Raw genomic sequence first — 15,042 nt, 5'->3', positions numbered from 1 at the left:
CCCCCGTACGGAAGGAGCACGACCCTGCTGACCGTGGATTTCCAGCGGTTCCGCGTCACCCCCGGAGACCGCGTCCTGGACATGGGATGCGGCGCCGGACGGCATGCCTTCGAGCTGTACCGCCGGGGTGCGCACGTCGTGGCCTTCGACCAGGACGCCGGCGAGCTGGCCGGCGTGGAGACGATGTTCGGGGCGATGCGCCTCGAAGGCGAGGTGCCCGCGGACGCGACCGCCGAGACCGTGCAGGGTGACGCGCTCGACCTGCCGTTCCCCGACGACCACTTCGACGCGATCGTCGCGTCCGAGGTGCTGGAGCACATCCCCGACGACATGCGGGCGATGCGCGAGCTGCTGCGCGTCCTCAAGCCGGGCGGGAGGCTGGCGGTCACGGTGCCGAGCTGGCTGCCCGAGCGGGTGTGCTGGGCGCTGTCGGAGGACTACCACACCGCCCCCGGCGGGCACGTGCGCATCTACACCCGCGCCGAGCTGGAGGCCAAGCTGAAGTCGGTCGGCTTCAGGGTGGGCGGCCACCACCACGCGCACGGCCTGCACGCGCCCTACTGGTGGATCAAGTGCGCGGTGGGGGTGGACAACGACGGCAACCCGCTCGCCAAGGCGTACCACCAGATCCTCGTGTGGGACATCATGAAGCGGCCGCTCGCGACCCGGCTGGCGGAGCGCGTGATGAACCCGCTGATCGGCAAGAGCGTCGTCGTCTACTTCGCCAAGCCAGCGGCGCCGGGAACGCCGTCGGCCCCGGCCAAGGAGACGGCGGATGCGGTCTGAGACCGCGCCGCCCGCAGTTCCCGGAGTCCTCACGTCGGACGACATCGTCGCGACGGCGCTGAGCATCGCCGCGCAGCAGGAGTCGTCCGGCGCGATCCCGTGGTTCTCGCCGGTGGCGGGCGTGCCCGGCCACGTGGACGCCTGGAACCACATCGAGGCGGCGATGGCGCTGTCGGTCGCGGGGCTCGGCGAGGAGGCCAGGCGCGCGTACGAATGGCTGCGCGGCGTCCAGCGGCCGGACGGGTCGTGGCCCGCGAAGTGGGTGCTTGGCGAGGTCACCGAGCCGGGCGGCGAGTCCAACCACGCCGCCTACGTCGCGGTGGGCGTCTGGCACGAGCTGCTCACCACCGGGGACGCCGGCTTCGCCCGGCACATGTGGCCGGCGGTCCGGCGGGCGATCGACTTCACGCTCGGGCTGCAGACCCGGCGCGGGGAGATCATCTGGATCCGGCACGAGGGCGGCGAGCCGTCCGACCACGCGCTGCTCACCGGCTGCTCGTCGATCTACCAGTCGCTGCGCTGCGCGGTCGCGCTGGCCGAGCACCTCGGCGAGCACCAGCCGGACTGGGAGCTGGCGGCCGACCAGCTCGGGCACGTGGTGGCCGCGCACCCGGAGGCGTTCGCCGACAAGAGCCGCTGGTCGATGGACTGGTACTACCCGGTGCTCGGCGGCCCGGTCCGCGGCGCGGACGCGGAGCGCCGGTTCGACGCGGGCTGGGACACGTTCGTCGTGCCGGGCCTCGGCTGCCGCTGCGTGTCCGACCAGCCGTGGGTGACGGCGGCGGAGAGCTGCGAGCTCGTGCTGGCGCTGGACGCGGCGGGCGACCGCGACCGCGCGCTGGAGCTGTTCACGACCATCCAGCACCTCCGGCACGAGGACGGCTCGTACTGGACGGGCTGGCAGTTCGAGAACGAGCGGCACTTCCCCGGGGACCGCTCCACCTACACGGCCGCCGCGGTGATCCTGGCGGCGGACGCGCTCGCGGACGCCTCCCCCGGCTCCCGGCTCTTCAAGGAGATCGCCGGACGGCCGCTCGGGCCGTCGGAGGCGTCCGATCCGCTGGCGTGCGGGTGCGCGCTGGTCGGGGTCGCCAACCGCGTGTGAGCGCGGTCAGGCGGGCTTCAGCGGGTCGGTGCCGCTGACGCGCTCCAGGACGCGCAGCGACCCTTCCACCCGGCGTTCCTCGAACGCGCCGCTCGCCAGCGCCCGCAGGTAGACGTGGTAGGGCGGCTGCCCGCCGTCCCGCGGGTCGGGGAAGACGTCGTGGATCACGAGGGCGCCGCCGGTGGCGACGTGCGGCGCCCAGCCCTCGTAGTCGCCCTGCGCGTGCTCCTCGGCGTGACCGCCGTCGATGAACAGCAGTGCCAGCGGCGTCCGCCAGAAGGCCGACACGGTGCGGGACTGCCCGACGATGGCGACGACCTCGTCCTCCAGTCCGGCGGCGCCGATCGTCTTGCGGAACGTGGGCAGCGTGTCCATCCGGCCCGTGCTCGGGTCGACCATGGCCGGGTCGTGGTGCTCCCAGCCCGCCTGGTTCTCCTCCGAGCCGTGGTGGTGGTCGACCGTGACCAGGACCGTTCCCGCCGCCCTGGCCGCGGCCCCCAGGTAGACGGCGGACTTGCCGCAGTAGGTGCCGACCTCGAGCATGGGGCCGACTCCGGCGAGGCGGCTCCCGTAGTCCAGGGCGGTCTCGTACAGCGCGAGGCCCTCGCCTTCCGGCATGAAGCCCTTGGCGGAGCGCGCGGTGCGCAGCAGAGCCGTGGGCATGGGCGTCGCCGCGGCCGAACGGGCGGTCGTCCCCGAGTCGGTGGACGCCTTGGTGTGGGTCATCGATCTCCTCCGATCGGGGCACCATATCCGACATCGCCATACTGAGATGCAAGTCTCGCCCCGAGTCCTGCCCACTGGGACTGGAACTTTCCGGGCGGGCGGAATGGCCCGAACCTTGTTCGGTAGGTTGGCCGGCGAGGTGGCGCGGCCCGCGACCCCGGCGGGCGCCCCGGCCACCGCACGCTCACCGTGATTCGCGAACGGAGCAGACGATGAGAGTACGGGTCGACCCGCTGGTGTGCGAGGCGAACGCCGTGTGCGTCGGGCTCGCGCCCGAGGTCTTCGATCTCAACGACGACGACGAGCTCCAGATCATCGAGCCGGACGTCCCGCCGGAGGAGCAGGACCGCGCCCGGCACGCGGTCCGGTCGTGCCCGAAGGCCGCACTGTCCCTGGAGGAGTGACCCGACTGATCACGCCGCACGCTTCCGCACGCGTATCATCCTTGTCGTTCATTCGGACTCCTAGACGGTGATGGAGCGCGGTTGGTGCACGGTCTGGGGAGGCTCCTGGCCGCGGTGGCGCTCGCCGCGCCCCTTGCCCCGGTCTCCGCGGCGCACGCCGCGCCCCTGTCCACCCGCATCCACGACATCCAGGGCGCCGCACACGTCTCGCGGCTGAACGGCGTCGCGGTCGCCCGGGTGCCGGGCGTCGTGACGGCGCTCACCGCCAACGGGTTCTGGATGCAGGACCCTCGCCCCGACAGGAGCGAGGCCACGTCCGAGGGCGTCTTCGTCTTCACCCGGACCCGGCCGAAGGCGCTGGTCGGCGACGCGGTCCGGGTGGACGGCAAGGTCAGGGAGTTCCGCCCGGGCGGCGCGTCGTCCGGCGGGCTCACCCGTACCGAGATCGACGCCACCGCGACCGCGGTCGACGCGCACGGCACGCCGCTGCCGCCGCCGGCCGTGCTCGGCCCGCGCGGGCGCCGGGCCCCGGGCAGCGTGATCGACCGCGGGCAGGGCGACGTGGAGAGGGGCGGCGCGTTCGATCCCCGCCACGACGCCATCGACTTCTACGAGTCCCTGGAAGGCATGCGGGTCCGGATCGACGACGCCGTCGCGGCCGGACCGTCCCGCGACGGCGAGCTGCCCGTGCTGCCCGCCTGGGGCACCGGCGCCCAGGCGCGGACGGCCCGCGGCGGCATCCTCTTCCGCGACGCCGACCCCAACCCCGAGCGGATCATCCTCGACGACGCGCTCGCGCCGCTGCCCGGCATGAACGTCGGCGACCGGCTCCCCGGCGCGAACCACGGCATCCTCGACTACTCCTACGGCGACTACAAGCTGCTGCTCACCGCGACGCCGCGGCGCACCGCGGGCGCCATCACCCGCGAGACCACCCGCCCGCAGCGTCCCGGCGAGCTCGCCGTCGCCACCGCCGGGCTGGACGGGCTGAACCCCGACGCGCCGGCCGCGCGGTTCGACGCCGTCGCGCACGACGTCGTGGACGGCCTGCGCTCCCCCGATCTGATCGCGGTCGCCGGCCTCGGCGACAACAGCGGCCCGGAGGACGACGGCACCGTCGCCGACGACCAGACCGTCGCACAGCTCATCACGGCGATCAGCGCGGCGGGCGGGCCCGCCTACGACTGGCGTTCGGTGTATCCGCGCGACAACTCCGACGGCGGGCGGAAGGGCGCCAACGACCGGGTCGGGTTCCTGTTCCGCACCGACCGCGGGCTCGCGTTCGTCGACCGTCCCTCGCAGTCCGGGCCGGTCCCGGACGATCCGCCCGCGCGGCCCGACCCGGCCGTCACATCGGTCCGGGCCGTCCCGCGCGGCGGCACGGCCGGGCTCACGCTGAGCCCGGGGCGGATCGCGCCGGGCGACGCCGCGTGGGCCGGCACCCGCAAGGCGCTCGCCGGGGAGCTGACCTGGCGCGGCCGCCGCCTCATCGTCATCGCGAACCAGTGGTTCCCGCGCACCGACGACGACGAGCCCCTGTTCGGACGCCGCCAGCCGCCGTCCCAGCCCACCGAGTGGCGCCGCGACGCGCAGTCCCGCACGGTCGCGACCTTCGTGAACTCGGTCCGGAGGGTGGACGCGAAGGCCCAGGTGATCGTGGCGGGCGACCTCAACGACCGCGGAACGTCGGTCCCCGTCCAGACGCTCGCCCAGAGCGCCGGGCTCACCGACCTGCCCGCGGGGCTCCGCGCGGGCGACCGCTACACGGCGGTCACCGCCGGCAACTCCGAGGACCTCGACCACATCATGCTCAGCGCGTCGCTGAACAGGCGCAGGCACCAGTTCGACGTGGTGCACCGCAGCGCGGAGTTCGCCGACCGCGCCGGCGAGCGGGACCCCACCGTCGTCCGCATCGACATGTCGGGGAAGTAGGCACCGCACCGAATTTGGGCGGTGCCAAAAAGATCGTCGCGGCAGGTCCCTGAACGCCTCCGGTGTTTTCCTCCGGCAGGGCCGGGCAACCACCGATCGTCACACCCCCAGCTGGGAGGAGACGTCCCCCATGGCGACTCGATACCGGCCGCACATCAGTCTGGTCGGCCTCATCTACATCATCATCGGCATATTCATCGCGTGGGACCGCGGCTACATCACCGAGGGCCTGCTCCAACGCGTCGTCAGCGCGTTGCTGGCCATCTTCCTCTGGGTCCTCGTCCTGCTCGGCGTGGACTTCCACATCGATTTCTGAACCCCTCGACCCGGCATGGGCCGTCCCGAACCCCCCGCCCCGGGACGGCCCGTGTCCTGTACGACAGGTCCCCATCGCGCTTCGGCCATAGACCGCACAGCGCCAGAAAAGCTACGTTCCGCCCATGACGAAAAAAGACTGCAGTTGCGGACATGGCGGCGGGTGCTCATGCCCGAAGGGCTGCTCCTGCGGCTGCAACGGCTGACCCTGGGCCGTTCCTGATGCCCTACTCGGGGGCGGGCGCGCGCCAGAAGGTCGGGGTGTCGGAGTCCGCGCCGGTGGCCAGGATGTCGGGGCCCATCGTGGTCAGGGTGGTGATGCGCTGATCGCCGGGGCCGGCCAGGCCCGGGACGTCGAGGCGACGCCAGGCCGCGCCGTCGGAGGAGGTCAGCACGGCGGCGTCCCCGTTCGTCGTGGCGGTCACGACGAAACCCCGCGTGGTCGGCGTGACGGCGGTCGCGATCAGGTCGGGGCCGCCCAGGGCGCGCCGTGTCCAGGTGGCGCCGGCGTCAGCAGAGACCAGTGTGTAGCCGGCGGCGATCGCTACCAGGGTGTCGCCTCTCGCGGCGACCTGGGTGAGGGGGGCGGTGAGGCCGGGCGGGAGCTTGGCGGGCGTCCACCTGAGGCCGTCCCGGGACGTCCAGGCGGCGGGCGCCTTGCCCTTGCCGCCGACCGCCACGTAGCTCGAACCCGTCGCGGTCACGTCGGAGGGAGCGCCGTCGATGCCCGTGCGCCGCCAGGCGCGCAGGTCGGCGGAACGCCAGGCCGCGCCGGTTCCGACCGCGACGTGGCCGGACGGCCCGCTGGTGACGGCCACCGGAGGCGGGCCGCCGGGGAGCGTGGCCTTCCGCCAGACCAGACCGTCCTTGGAGGTCATCGCGAGGGGGCCGGAAGACGCGCCCGAGACGCGGCCCACGGCCAGCCAGCCGGGCTTGCCGTGCGCGACATCGGAGAGCCGGCCGCCGGTCGCGGGGAACCGGGAGCGCGTCCAGGAGCGGCCGTCGGGGGTCGTCCAGATCGCGGCACGGCCGTTGGTGCTGCCGACCGCGACGGAGCGTCCCGGGCCCGCGGCCACCGAGCCGATCGAACGTTCGGGGTGGACGGCGCCCGGGACGGTGCGCAGGTCCACGCCGAGCAGGTAGGCGTCGTCGCCCTGCCGTCCGGACTCGGCGAGCCGCTCGCCGGCGACCGTCAGCCCGCTGCTCCGCACCGGCGCGGCGAGCGTTCCGCCCGGCCGCCAGGTGCGGCCGTCGGCGCTGCGCAGCACGGTGTGCGCGCCCTTCGCCGCCTTGACGATGACGGCGAGGCCGGACGGCGTGCCGTCGAAGCGGTCGATGCCGGCGCCGCCGAACTTGCCGGCGACCCGCCACTTCAGGCCGTCCGGCGAGGTGAACAGGAGGCCGAAGCGCTTCGTCCTGCGGTGCTTCTTCCGGCCGGTCGTCTGCTTGCCCTCGCGCACGGTCGCGAACCCGCCGGGGCCGGTCGTGAGTCCCTTGGTCGAGCCGTACGATCCCTGCGCCTGCGGGATGCCGACGTGCGTCCACGTCCGGCCGCCGTCCGCGGAGCGCCAGAGGCCGTCGGCGCCGACGGTCCGGGTGACCTTCTTCTTGCCCCGCTTCTCGGTGACCTTCTTGGAGTACGTCCCGTGGGCCATCACGACATTCCCCGCGGCCGCCACGCGGTCGAGGCCGGTGATCCCCGGGATGCCGTCGATGCGCTGCCACGCGCGTCCGTCCGCCGAACTCCAGGCGACGGCGCGGCCGCCGGAGGCGCCCACGGCGACGAAGCCCTGGCCGGTGCGGGTCAGGTCGTTCACCCGGTCCGCCGGTGTGAAGCCCGCGGCGGGCGTGCGGCGGGTCCAGGTCCCGGCATCGCCGCTCGTCCACGCCACCACGCCGCCGCCGGACGACCGGCCGAGCGCCACCCAGCGTCCGTTCCCGCCGGACAGGAGCCGCGGGGTGTCGCCGGACGGCGGTGCCGAGCCGTCCGGGCCGCGCAGCTTCGCGAGCGACCAGGCGCGTCCGGTGTCGGCGGAGACGACGAACCGGGTCCGCTCCCGGCCGGGGACGCCGTCGCCCTCGGTGCCCGCGGCGACGATCGTCCCGCCCGCGGAGGCGATGGTCGTGAGGTCCTGGACGAGCCCGTCGGTCGCGGCGGCCGGATCGGGGGCGAACAGCCCGTCCGCGGGGATCGGGCCGGGGATGCCCGGTGTGCCCGGCTCGTCGTCGCCCTGGGCGACCACGAAGATCACCCCGCCGGCGACCACGACGAGCCCGGCCGCGACCGTCCCGCGCACCCGCAGCCGCCGCGTCGGCCCCGTCCGCATCGCCGGCACCGGGTCCGGCTTCGGCGGCCCGGCGACCAGCACGTCATCCGGATCGGGCTTCGCCTTCACGCCCCTCGCCGGCCGGGGCGCGGGCCTGGCGTTCGCGGGCTTGCGCTTGGCGGGCTTCGGCTTGGAGGCCTTCGGCTTCGGGGCCGCTTCCGGCTGGGCATCCGCGCGGACGGCGTTGAGGCTCGTGGCCTTCGGTGTGCGCTCGCGGGGCGGAGCGCCGTGCCCCCAGTTCAGGCCGGCGGCGCGCCAGGCCTCGTAGGCGCGCTGCCAGGGCGACAGGGCGGCGGGCATGTCGGCGAGATCGCCGGCGACCCCGAACGTGAGGCGCCGCCGGACGTCGCGGGAGCCCGCCGGCTCCTCCTCGGCCGTCCGCCGCGCCTCATCCTGCTCCGGGGTCCTCGCCGTCACACGCGCTCCTTCACGGTCCTGTTGGACCACTATCAAATCGCGCCACGGGAGCCCTTGTACGGACATCGCGTGAACGGCGGCCGATGGGGCCGCTGAGCGTTCTATCGCCTCAAGTCCGGCGTATCCGATCTTTTACCTCGATCGCCCCCTTGTAGGCATAACCCCGGATGTGGAGGACCGGTGCGCCCGGCGCCCGGTCGCCGTACACCTCCGCCGACACCCCCACACCGCCGGTCTCCACGCGGACGCCCGGCGGCATGATGATCTGGACGGTGGACTTGTAGGCGAGCACCCACAGGGTCGTGACCTGGCCGTCCAGTTCGGCGTCGCGGAGGTCGAGCAGGCCCGTGCCCTTGTAGACGACCGTCGTGAACCGTTCGGGCGGGCGCCAGCGTCCGGCCCGCTTGACCGAGCCCTTGTAGGCGACCTGGAACCGGCCCGCCGGCCCGTGCCCGGCCGACCCCGGGGCGGCCCGGCCGGACGGCAGGTCGGCGGCCACGGCGTCCAGTTCGCCATGCGTGCGCGCGGCGAGGACCAGGTCGATGCGCTCGTCCAGCTCCGTCTCGCTCAGCCGCCCCTCGGCGAAGGCGGTGTGGAGCCGGACGAGCATCTCGTCGCGGTCGCTGTCCGAAGCGCGCAGCGCGGGCGCGGCCTGGTCGTGCTGCTCGACGCTCATCGCATCTCTCCTTCGAGGCGTTCCGCCTCCGCAGCCTGGTCCCTCCACCGCCTGGAGGGTCAAGACGCGATGTATCTTAACTCCCCGCCGCTCGGCTTTCGAGACATTCGGCCGCATCCCGACGCGCGATCATGGCTGCGCCCTTTCCGGACGTCCGTCCACTAGATTCGGATCAGCCCGTTCATCGAGGTGAGGGGGGACGACTCATGGGCGGGACGCCCGGCCGCGCGCACGGCCCGTACACGCTGTACGACCTGGACGAGCTCCCCGAGGAGGGCCGCCGCTACGAGCTCGCCGACGGCTGGCTGCACGAGCTGCCGGGCGACCTCTGGCACGACCACGCGGCCGAGCAGCTCAAGACGATCCTGAAGGACGCGGCCCGCCAGGCGGACGCCGACGTCCACGTCGCCGGCGCCCCGCAGGACGTCACGACCCCGGCCGGCATCCGCAAACCGGACGTCTTCGCCGTGGCCCGCGACGTCGCCCGCGCCGCGCTCGAACGCCGGACCCGGACCTACTACGGCCCCGACCTCATCCTGGTCGCCGAGGTCGTCACGCCGCGCACGGTCAACGAGCAGATCGACCGCGTCCGCAAGGTGGAGGAGTACGCCGCGACGGGCATCCCGCACTACTGGCTGGTCGACCTGGAGCCCCGTCCCACCATCACCCTGCTGGAACTCCGCGACGACCACTACGAGCTGACCGGCAAGGCCCGCTCCGGTGAGACCGTCACGCTCGACCGCCCCTTCCCCATCGCCTTCGACCCGGCCCGCCTCTCCGAGATGGACTAGGCCCGACCGTCTAGGCTCGGTGCGTGCTGCTGCTCACGACGCTCGACGCCTGGCAGGCCCAGGCCGGCCCCCGTTTCGTCCTGTCCGAGGCAGGGGCCGTGTGGGCACCGGACGACGAGTCCGGGCCGCTCGCCGTCGCCGACGACGTATTCAAGGAGGGCCAGGTCGTCGCCGTCACCCTGGACCCCGCCCCCGGGGCCATGCCTCCGCGCGGGGTGATCGACCGGACGACGGCGTCCCGCGTCCGATATGTCCGGCGCGGCCCGGACGGCCGGCACGTCGCGCTGCTGGACCGGCCCGCGACCGCCGAGGCGCTGGATCTGCTGCCGCATCCGGAGGGCGGCTGGTACCGGGAGACGTGGCGGTCGGACGTCGCGTTCACGCCGGACGGCTACCCGGGCGAGCGGGCCGGCGCGACCGGCATCTACTTCCTGCTGCCGCCCGGCGAGGAGTCCATGTGGCACTCGGTCCGGTCGGCGGAGGTGTGGCTGTGGCACCGGGGCGGGCCGCTGACGCTGCTCCTCGGCGGGGACGGGGACCTTCCGTCCGACACGCCGGAGGCGGTCACGCTCGGTGCGGACCTGGCGGACGGGCAGGTTCCGCAAGCCGTCGTCCCGGCCGGCGTCTGGCAGGCGGCGCGCCCGGCCGGGGGCGAGGAGGTCCTGGTGAGCTGCGTCGTCTCCCCCGGTTTCGACTTCGCCGACTTCCGCGCCCTGCCCTGACCGGTCGGGTCAGCGCTTGCGGCGCGGGCGCACCATCTGCTCGGCCCAGAACGGCTGCATGACCCGGCCGATCGCTTTCACGACCGTGCGCCACTCGTCGTCCGACAGCGGGCCGAACACGTCCGCGCCCACCTCGTCGGCAAGGGCGCGGGCTCGGCGGTGCAGGTCGAGCCCGTCCTCGGTGATGCGGACGGAGTGGCGCCGCCGGTCGCGCGGGTCGCGGGTGCGCTCGCAGAGCCCCCGCGCCTCCAGGTCGTCGACGAGGCCGACCATCAGGGTGGGGTCGAGCAGCAGGTATCCGGCCATCTCCTGCTGCGACAGCGTCTCGGACGTGCTGAGCATCGCCAGCACCAGGAAGTGCCGTACCCGGATGCCGTGCGGTTTCAGGTCCTCCTCCAGCCGCTGCTCCAGCCACCATCCGCACTTGGACAGCTGGAAGCCGGCCAGGGAGGCGAGCCCCTCCGGCAGCCCGTCCCGCATGGAACCCTCCACCATGGCAGCAGGTTATATCCGTTCGATCATCGGTTGACTCGATAGTAGAAGAGTTCGACTATTGAGAAATGCCACCAACTCTTGGACTCTTCGCCCTCAACCTGCACTCCTGCGCCGAGCCGCAGGTCGCCGCACGCGTCGCCAAGCTGGCCGAGGACCTCGGATACGACTCGGTGTGGGTGGGCGACCACGTCGTCCTGCCGAGCCCGCGCGTCGACCCGTCCCCGGCGGAGCCGGACGCACCCTTCCTGGATCCGCTGGTCGCCCTCGCCCACCTCGCCGCCCATACCGAGCGGATCGCGCTCGGCACCGGGGTCGTCGTCCTGCCGCAGCGGAACCCGCTCGTGCTCGCCAAGCAGCTCGCCAGCGTCGACGTGCTCAGCGGAGGACGGCTCATCTTCGGGGCCGCGGCCGGGTACCTGGAGCCGGAGATGCGCGCGGTCGGGGTCCCGCCGGAGGGGCGGGGTGAACGCGCCGACGAGTACCTCGCGGCCATGCGATCGCTCTGGTACGACGACAAGCCCGCCTTCCACGGGCGCCACGTGGACTTCGAGCGCGTGGACGCGCATCCGCGTCCCGTCCAGCGCCCGATCCCCGTCGTGACCGGAGGGCACGGCCCGGCGGCGCTCCGACGGGCCGCGCGGCACGCGGACGGGTGGTACGGGTGGATGGTCGGGCGGCGCGCCGGCGCGGAGCTGATCCCCCGGGTGCGCGCACTCCGCGAAGAGGCGGGCCGGGAGCCCCTGCACATCTCGGTCAGCCCGCCGAGACTCCCGGACGCCGAGTTCGTCCGGGCCTACGCGGACCTGGGGGTGGACCGCTTGATCGTCGTCCCGCCCATGGGCGCCACGGCGTCCGACCTGGAGCGCTTCGTCGAGGACCACGCCCCGCGCAGGCTGGGCGCCCGGCCCGTCGCCTGAAGGAACGGTGCGCCGCCCCCGTGCGTGGCCTCACAGGGGCGGCGCACCGCGGGCTCAGTCGGACGAGAACGCCGCGTCGAAGGAGGCGGTGGGCGGCTCCATCGCGTTGAGGGCGCGGACGAACTCCAGGGCCTCGGGCGCGCCCTGCAGGCGGTCCATGCCGGCGTCCTCCCACTCGACCGAGATCGGACCGGAGTAGCCGATCGAGTTCAGCGCGCGGAAGACGTCCTCCCACGGGACGTCGCCGCGGCCGGTGGAGATGAAGTCCCAGCCGCGCCGCAGGTCGGCCCACGGCAGGTGCGAGGAGAGGCGCCCGCGGCGGCCGTCGCCCGTGCGGACCTTGGTGTCCTTGCAGTCGACGTGGTAGATCCGGTCGCGGAAGTCGAACAGGAAGCCGACCGGGTCGAGCTCCTGCCAGACGAAGTGGGACGGGTCGAAGTTCAGCCCGAACGCGGGACGGTGCCCGATCGCCTCCAGCGTCCGGACGGTCGTCCAGTAGTCGTAGGCGATCTCGCTCGGGTGCACCTCGTGCGCGAACCGGACGCCGACCTCGTCGAACACGTCCAGGATCGGGTTCCAGCGGTGGGCGAAGTCGGCGTAGCCGCGCTCCACCATCGCGTCGGGGGTGGGCGGGAACATCGCGACCGTGTGCCAGATCGAGGAGCCGGTGAAGCCGACGACCGTGTCGACGCCGAGCTTCGCGGCGGCCCGCGCGGTGTCCATGATCTCGGCGGCCGCGCGCCGCCGGACGCCCTCGGGCTCCCCGTCGCCCCAGATCCGCTCGGGCAGGATCGCCTGGTGCCGCTCGTCCGGGTGGTCGCAGACGGCCTGCCCGACGAGATGGTTGGAGATCGCCCACACCTTGAGGTCGTGCTTGGCGAGCGTCTCCAGCCTCCGCGGGACGTAGCCGTCGTCGGCGAGGGCCTTGTCGACCTCGAAGTGGTCGCCCCAGCAGGCGATCTCCAGGCCCTCGTAGCCCCAGCCCGAGGCCAGCCGGCAGACCTCCTCGAACGGCAGGTCCGCCCACTGGCCGGTGAACAGGGTGATCGGTCGTGCCATCATGCGCTCCCTTCGACATCGACCCAGCATCGGGACGCGGCGCTGTCGGCGACCGCGGCGAGGACGCGCTGCACCTGCAGGCCGTCGGCGAACGACGGGCGCGGGTCGGTCCCGTCGGCGATGGCGGTGAGCAGGTCGGCGATCTGGTGGGTGAACGTGTGCTCGTACCCCAGGATGTGACCGGGCGGCCACCACCGTCCGGCGTACGGGTGGACGGGCTCGGTCACCATGATCCGGCGGAAGCCGGCCGTCTCGGCGTCCTCGTTCCGGTCGTAGAACCAGAGTTCGTTGAGCGACTCCAGGTCGAACGACAGCGCCCCGGACGTGCCGCTGACCTCGATCCGCAGCGAGTTCTTGCGTCCCGTCGCGAACCGGGTCGCCTCGAACGTGGCGAGCGCGCCGGCGTCGGTGCGGCCGATGAACAGGGCCGCGTCGTCCACGGTGACCTGGGCCGTGCCGCCGCCCGGCACCGGGCGTTCCGGGACGAACGTGTCCAGCAGCGCCGACACCCCGACGAGCGACTGCCCGGTGATGAACTGCGCGGTGTCGATGATGTGCGCGCCGATGTCGCCGAGCGCCCCCGTCCCGGCCTTGTCACGGTCCATCCGCCAGGTGAACGGGGCCTCCGGGTCGGCCAGCCAGTCCTGGAGGTACTGCGCGCGGATGTGCCGGACGGTGCCGATGCGTCCCTCGTCCACGAACCTGCGCGCGAGGGTGACCGCCGGGACGCGCCGGTAGTTGAACCCGACCATCGACCGGACGCCGCGCCCTTGGGCCCGTTCGGCGGCGGCGGCCATCGCCTCCGCCTCCGCGACGGAGTTGGCGAGGGGCTTCTCGCACAGCACGTGCTTGCCCGCGTCGAGGGCGGCGACCGCGATCTCGGCGTGGCTGTCGCCCGGCGTGCAGATGTCGACGAGCTGGACGTCGTCGCGGCGGAGCAGCTCCTTCCAGTCGGTCTCCACCGACGCCCAGCCGAGCGCCGCGGCGGCGGCGCCGGCGCGCTCGGCGGAACGGCCGGCCAGGGCGGTCATGACGGGTGTCAGCGGCGGCCCGAAGAACGGCCCTACGCTGCGCCACGCCTGGGAGTGGGCGCGCCCCATGAACGCGTGCCCGACCATCCCGACTCCGACGGTCGTCATGTTCTGCTCACCTCTCTGTCGTTGCCGGCGCGCCCGCCTGGGGGAAGGGAGGCGGACGCGCCGGCGCCCCCGTCGCTCAGGACTCGAAGCCGAGCGGCATGTACGTGTCGACGTTGTCCTTGGTGACCGTCTCGGACGCCAGGGTGATCGACTGGGGCACCTGCAGCTCGACCAGGTCGGTCATGCCCTTGCCCTGCGCGATCAGCCGGCCCAGCTTGATCGCGGACGCGGCCATCGTCGGCGGGTAGGTGACGGTCGCCTCCAGCACGCCGCCGCCCGACTTGATCTCGCGCATCGCGTTGGCCGACCCGGCGCCGCCGACCATGAAGAACTCCTTGCGGCCGGACTGCTTGATGGCGGCGAGCACGCCGACGCCCTGGTCGTCGTCGTGGTTCCACATCGCGTCGATCTTCTTGTGCGCCTGGAGCAGGTTCGTCGCGACCTGGTTGCCGGACTCGACGGTGAACTTCGCGTCCTGCTTCGCGGTGACGGAGAACCCGTAGGACTTCAGCGCGTCCGCGAAGCCCTTGCTGCGGTCCTGCGTCAGCGGCAGCGTCGCGATGCCCTGGATCTCCACGATGACCGGGTTCGAGGCGCCCTTGTCCTTCAGCTTCCTGCCGACGTAGTGGCCGGCGGAGACGCCCATGCCGTAGTTGTCGCCGCCGATCCACGTCCTGTACGACAGCTTGTCGGGGAACACGCGGTCGAGGTTGACGACCGGGATGCCGGCGTCCATCGCCTTGCGGGCGACCTGGTTGAGCTGCTCGCCGTCGTTCGGCAGGATCACCAGCACGTTCACCTTCGCCCGGATCAGCGACTCGACCGCGGAGATCTGCTGGTTGATGTCGTTGGTCGGCTCGACCGGCTTGAACGTCACGTCCTTGTACTTCTTCGCCTGGCCCTCGGCGTTCTTGGCGATCGCCGCGATCCAGCCGTGGTCCGCGGCGGGTGCGGAGAACCCGATGGTGACCTGCTTGCCGGGCTTGTCGTTGTCGCCGCCGAGCGAGCCGGACTGCGCGGCCGGCGTGGAGTCGCTCTTCTCGCTGTTGCCGGTGCAGGCCGCGGCGAGGCCGCCGGCCGCGACGACGGCACCGCCGAACAGGACGCCTCTGCGGCTCGGACGAGGGCTCTGATCACGCATGACGTGCTCCTGGTGAAGGGATGGGTCGTCCCCCGCCGCGCGCTCCCCGGGACGCGCGGCGCCGGACGTGTGGGGTGGTGGACGTGCGGG

15 protein-coding genes are annotated in these 15,042 nt (G+C 73.2%); 8 read left to right on the top strand and 7 right to left on the bottom strand.

Annotated features, from left to right (window positions below; genetic code table 11):
- Positions 1 to 24 precede the first annotated feature (24 nt).
- Together ACQPXG_RS12155 and ACQPXG_RS12150 are read left to right on the top strand one after the other, a co-directional pair.
- On the top strand, positions 25 to 786 hold the full coding sequence (locus ACQPXG_RS12155; RefSeq protein ID WP_433469949.1) for a class I SAM-dependent methyltransferase: 762 nt from the start codon (positions 25 to 27) through the stop codon (positions 784 to 786).
- Positions 776 to 1,891, top strand: a complete 1,116-nt coding sequence (locus tag ACQPXG_RS12150) for a prenyltransferase (protein WP_433467757.1) — start codon at positions 776 to 778, stop codon at positions 1,889 to 1,891. The genes ACQPXG_RS12155 and ACQPXG_RS12150 overlap by 11 nt, the downstream gene beginning before the upstream one ends.
- A gap of 6 nt (positions 1,892 to 1,897) precedes the next feature.
- Here the strand turns inward: ACQPXG_RS12150 and ACQPXG_RS12145 are convergent, their stop codons facing one another.
- Positions 1,898 to 2,554 carry a class I SAM-dependent methyltransferase gene (locus tag ACQPXG_RS12145; RefSeq protein WP_433469948.1) on the bottom strand — a complete coding sequence of 219 codons (657 nt, stop codon included), beginning with the start codon at positions 2,552 to 2,554 and terminating at the stop codon, positions 1,898 to 1,900.
- A 275-nt stretch (positions 2,555 to 2,829) separates the two neighbouring features.
- Between ACQPXG_RS12145 and ACQPXG_RS12140 the strand changes: the two genes are divergently transcribed.
- The 3 genes from ACQPXG_RS12140 (at position 2,830) to ACQPXG_RS12130 (ending at position 5,269) form a co-directional block, all read left to right on the top strand.
- Positions 2,830 to 3,021, top strand: coding sequence for a ferredoxin (locus tag ACQPXG_RS12140; RefSeq protein WP_433467756.1), 192 nt, complete (start codon positions 2,830 to 2,832; stop codon positions 3,019 to 3,021).
- A gap of 84 nt (positions 3,022 to 3,105) precedes the next feature.
- On the top strand, positions 3,106 to 4,953 hold the full coding sequence (locus tag ACQPXG_RS12135) for an endonuclease/exonuclease/phosphatase family protein (RefSeq protein ID WP_433467755.1): 1,848 nt from the start codon (positions 3,106 to 3,108) through the stop codon (positions 4,951 to 4,953).
- 130 nt (positions 4,954 to 5,083) lie between these two features.
- A complete protein-coding gene (locus tag ACQPXG_RS12130) occupies positions 5,084 to 5,269 on the top strand; it encodes a hypothetical protein (RefSeq protein WP_433467754.1) in 186 nt (61 codons plus the stop codon).
- Between the two features lie 226 nt (positions 5,270 to 5,495).
- On the opposite strand, the gene ACQPXG_RS12125 is transcribed toward ACQPXG_RS12130, so the two are convergent.
- Complete coding sequence (locus ACQPXG_RS12125) at positions 5,496 to 8,012, bottom strand: hypothetical protein (RefSeq protein ID WP_433467753.1); 2,517 nt, start codon at positions 8,010 to 8,012, stop codon at positions 5,496 to 5,498.
- Between the two features lie 109 nt (positions 8,013 to 8,121).
- Entirely contained in the window at positions 8,122 to 8,688 is a 567-nt protein-coding gene (locus ACQPXG_RS12120) for a DUF1707 SHOCT-like domain-containing protein (protein ID WP_433467752.1), read from the bottom strand.
- A gap of 206 nt (positions 8,689 to 8,894) precedes the next feature.
- On the opposite strand from ACQPXG_RS12120, the gene ACQPXG_RS12115 reads away from it, so the two are divergent.
- Positions 8,895 to 9,479: a Uma2 family endonuclease gene (locus tag ACQPXG_RS12115; protein WP_433467751.1), complete on the top strand. Its 585-nt coding sequence runs from the start codon at positions 8,895 to 8,897 to the stop codon at positions 9,477 to 9,479.
- Positions 9,480 to 9,502: 23 nt separating this feature from the next.
- Positions 9,503 to 10,201, top strand: coding sequence for a cupin domain-containing protein (locus tag ACQPXG_RS12110; protein WP_433467750.1), 699 nt, complete (start codon positions 9,503 to 9,505; stop codon positions 10,199 to 10,201).
- Positions 10,202 to 10,210: 9 nt separating this feature from the next.
- Here the strand turns inward: ACQPXG_RS12110 and ACQPXG_RS12105 are convergent, their stop codons facing one another.
- A complete protein-coding gene (locus ACQPXG_RS12105) occupies positions 10,211 to 10,696 on the bottom strand; it encodes a MarR family winged helix-turn-helix transcriptional regulator (RefSeq protein ID WP_433467749.1) in 486 nt (161 codons plus the stop codon).
- 65 nt (positions 10,697 to 10,761) lie between these two features.
- Here ACQPXG_RS12105 and ACQPXG_RS12100 point away from each other — a divergent pair, with 65 nt between their 5' ends.
- Entirely contained in the window at positions 10,762 to 11,613 is an 852-nt protein-coding gene (locus ACQPXG_RS12100; RefSeq protein WP_433467748.1) for an LLM class F420-dependent oxidoreductase, read from the top strand.
- 54 nt (positions 11,614 to 11,667) lie between these two features.
- Here the strand turns inward: ACQPXG_RS12100 and ACQPXG_RS12095 are convergent, their stop codons facing one another.
- The 3 genes from ACQPXG_RS12095 to ACQPXG_RS12085 form a co-directional block, all read right to left on the bottom strand.
- A complete protein-coding gene (locus ACQPXG_RS12095; RefSeq protein ID WP_433469947.1) occupies positions 11,668 to 12,672 on the bottom strand; it encodes a sugar phosphate isomerase/epimerase family protein in 1,005 nt (334 codons plus the stop codon).
- Positions 12,672 to 13,811 (bottom strand): Gfo/Idh/MocA family protein, encoded by a 1,140-nt coding sequence (locus ACQPXG_RS12090; protein WP_433467747.1) that lies wholly within the window; start codon positions 13,809 to 13,811, stop codon positions 12,672 to 12,674. Before ACQPXG_RS12090 ends, ACQPXG_RS12095 begins: the two co-directional genes overlap by 1 nt.
- 76 nt (positions 13,812 to 13,887) lie before the next feature.
- The gene (locus ACQPXG_RS12085) at positions 13,888 to 14,952 is read right to left on the bottom strand and encodes an ABC transporter substrate-binding protein (RefSeq protein WP_433467746.1); all 1,065 of its coding nucleotides are present in this window, start codon (positions 14,950 to 14,952) and stop codon (positions 13,888 to 13,890) included.
- Positions 14,953 to 15,042 lie beyond the last annotated feature (90 nt).

This window comes from Spirillospora sp. CA-128828 (genome assembly GCF_050945415.1).
In the GTDB taxonomy this organism is placed as follows: Bacteria; Actinomycetota; Actinomycetes; order Streptosporangiales; family Streptosporangiaceae; genus Spirillospora.
Note: the sequence above shows the minus strand (reverse complement) of the source record. Positions and strands in the feature narration are given on the sequence as shown.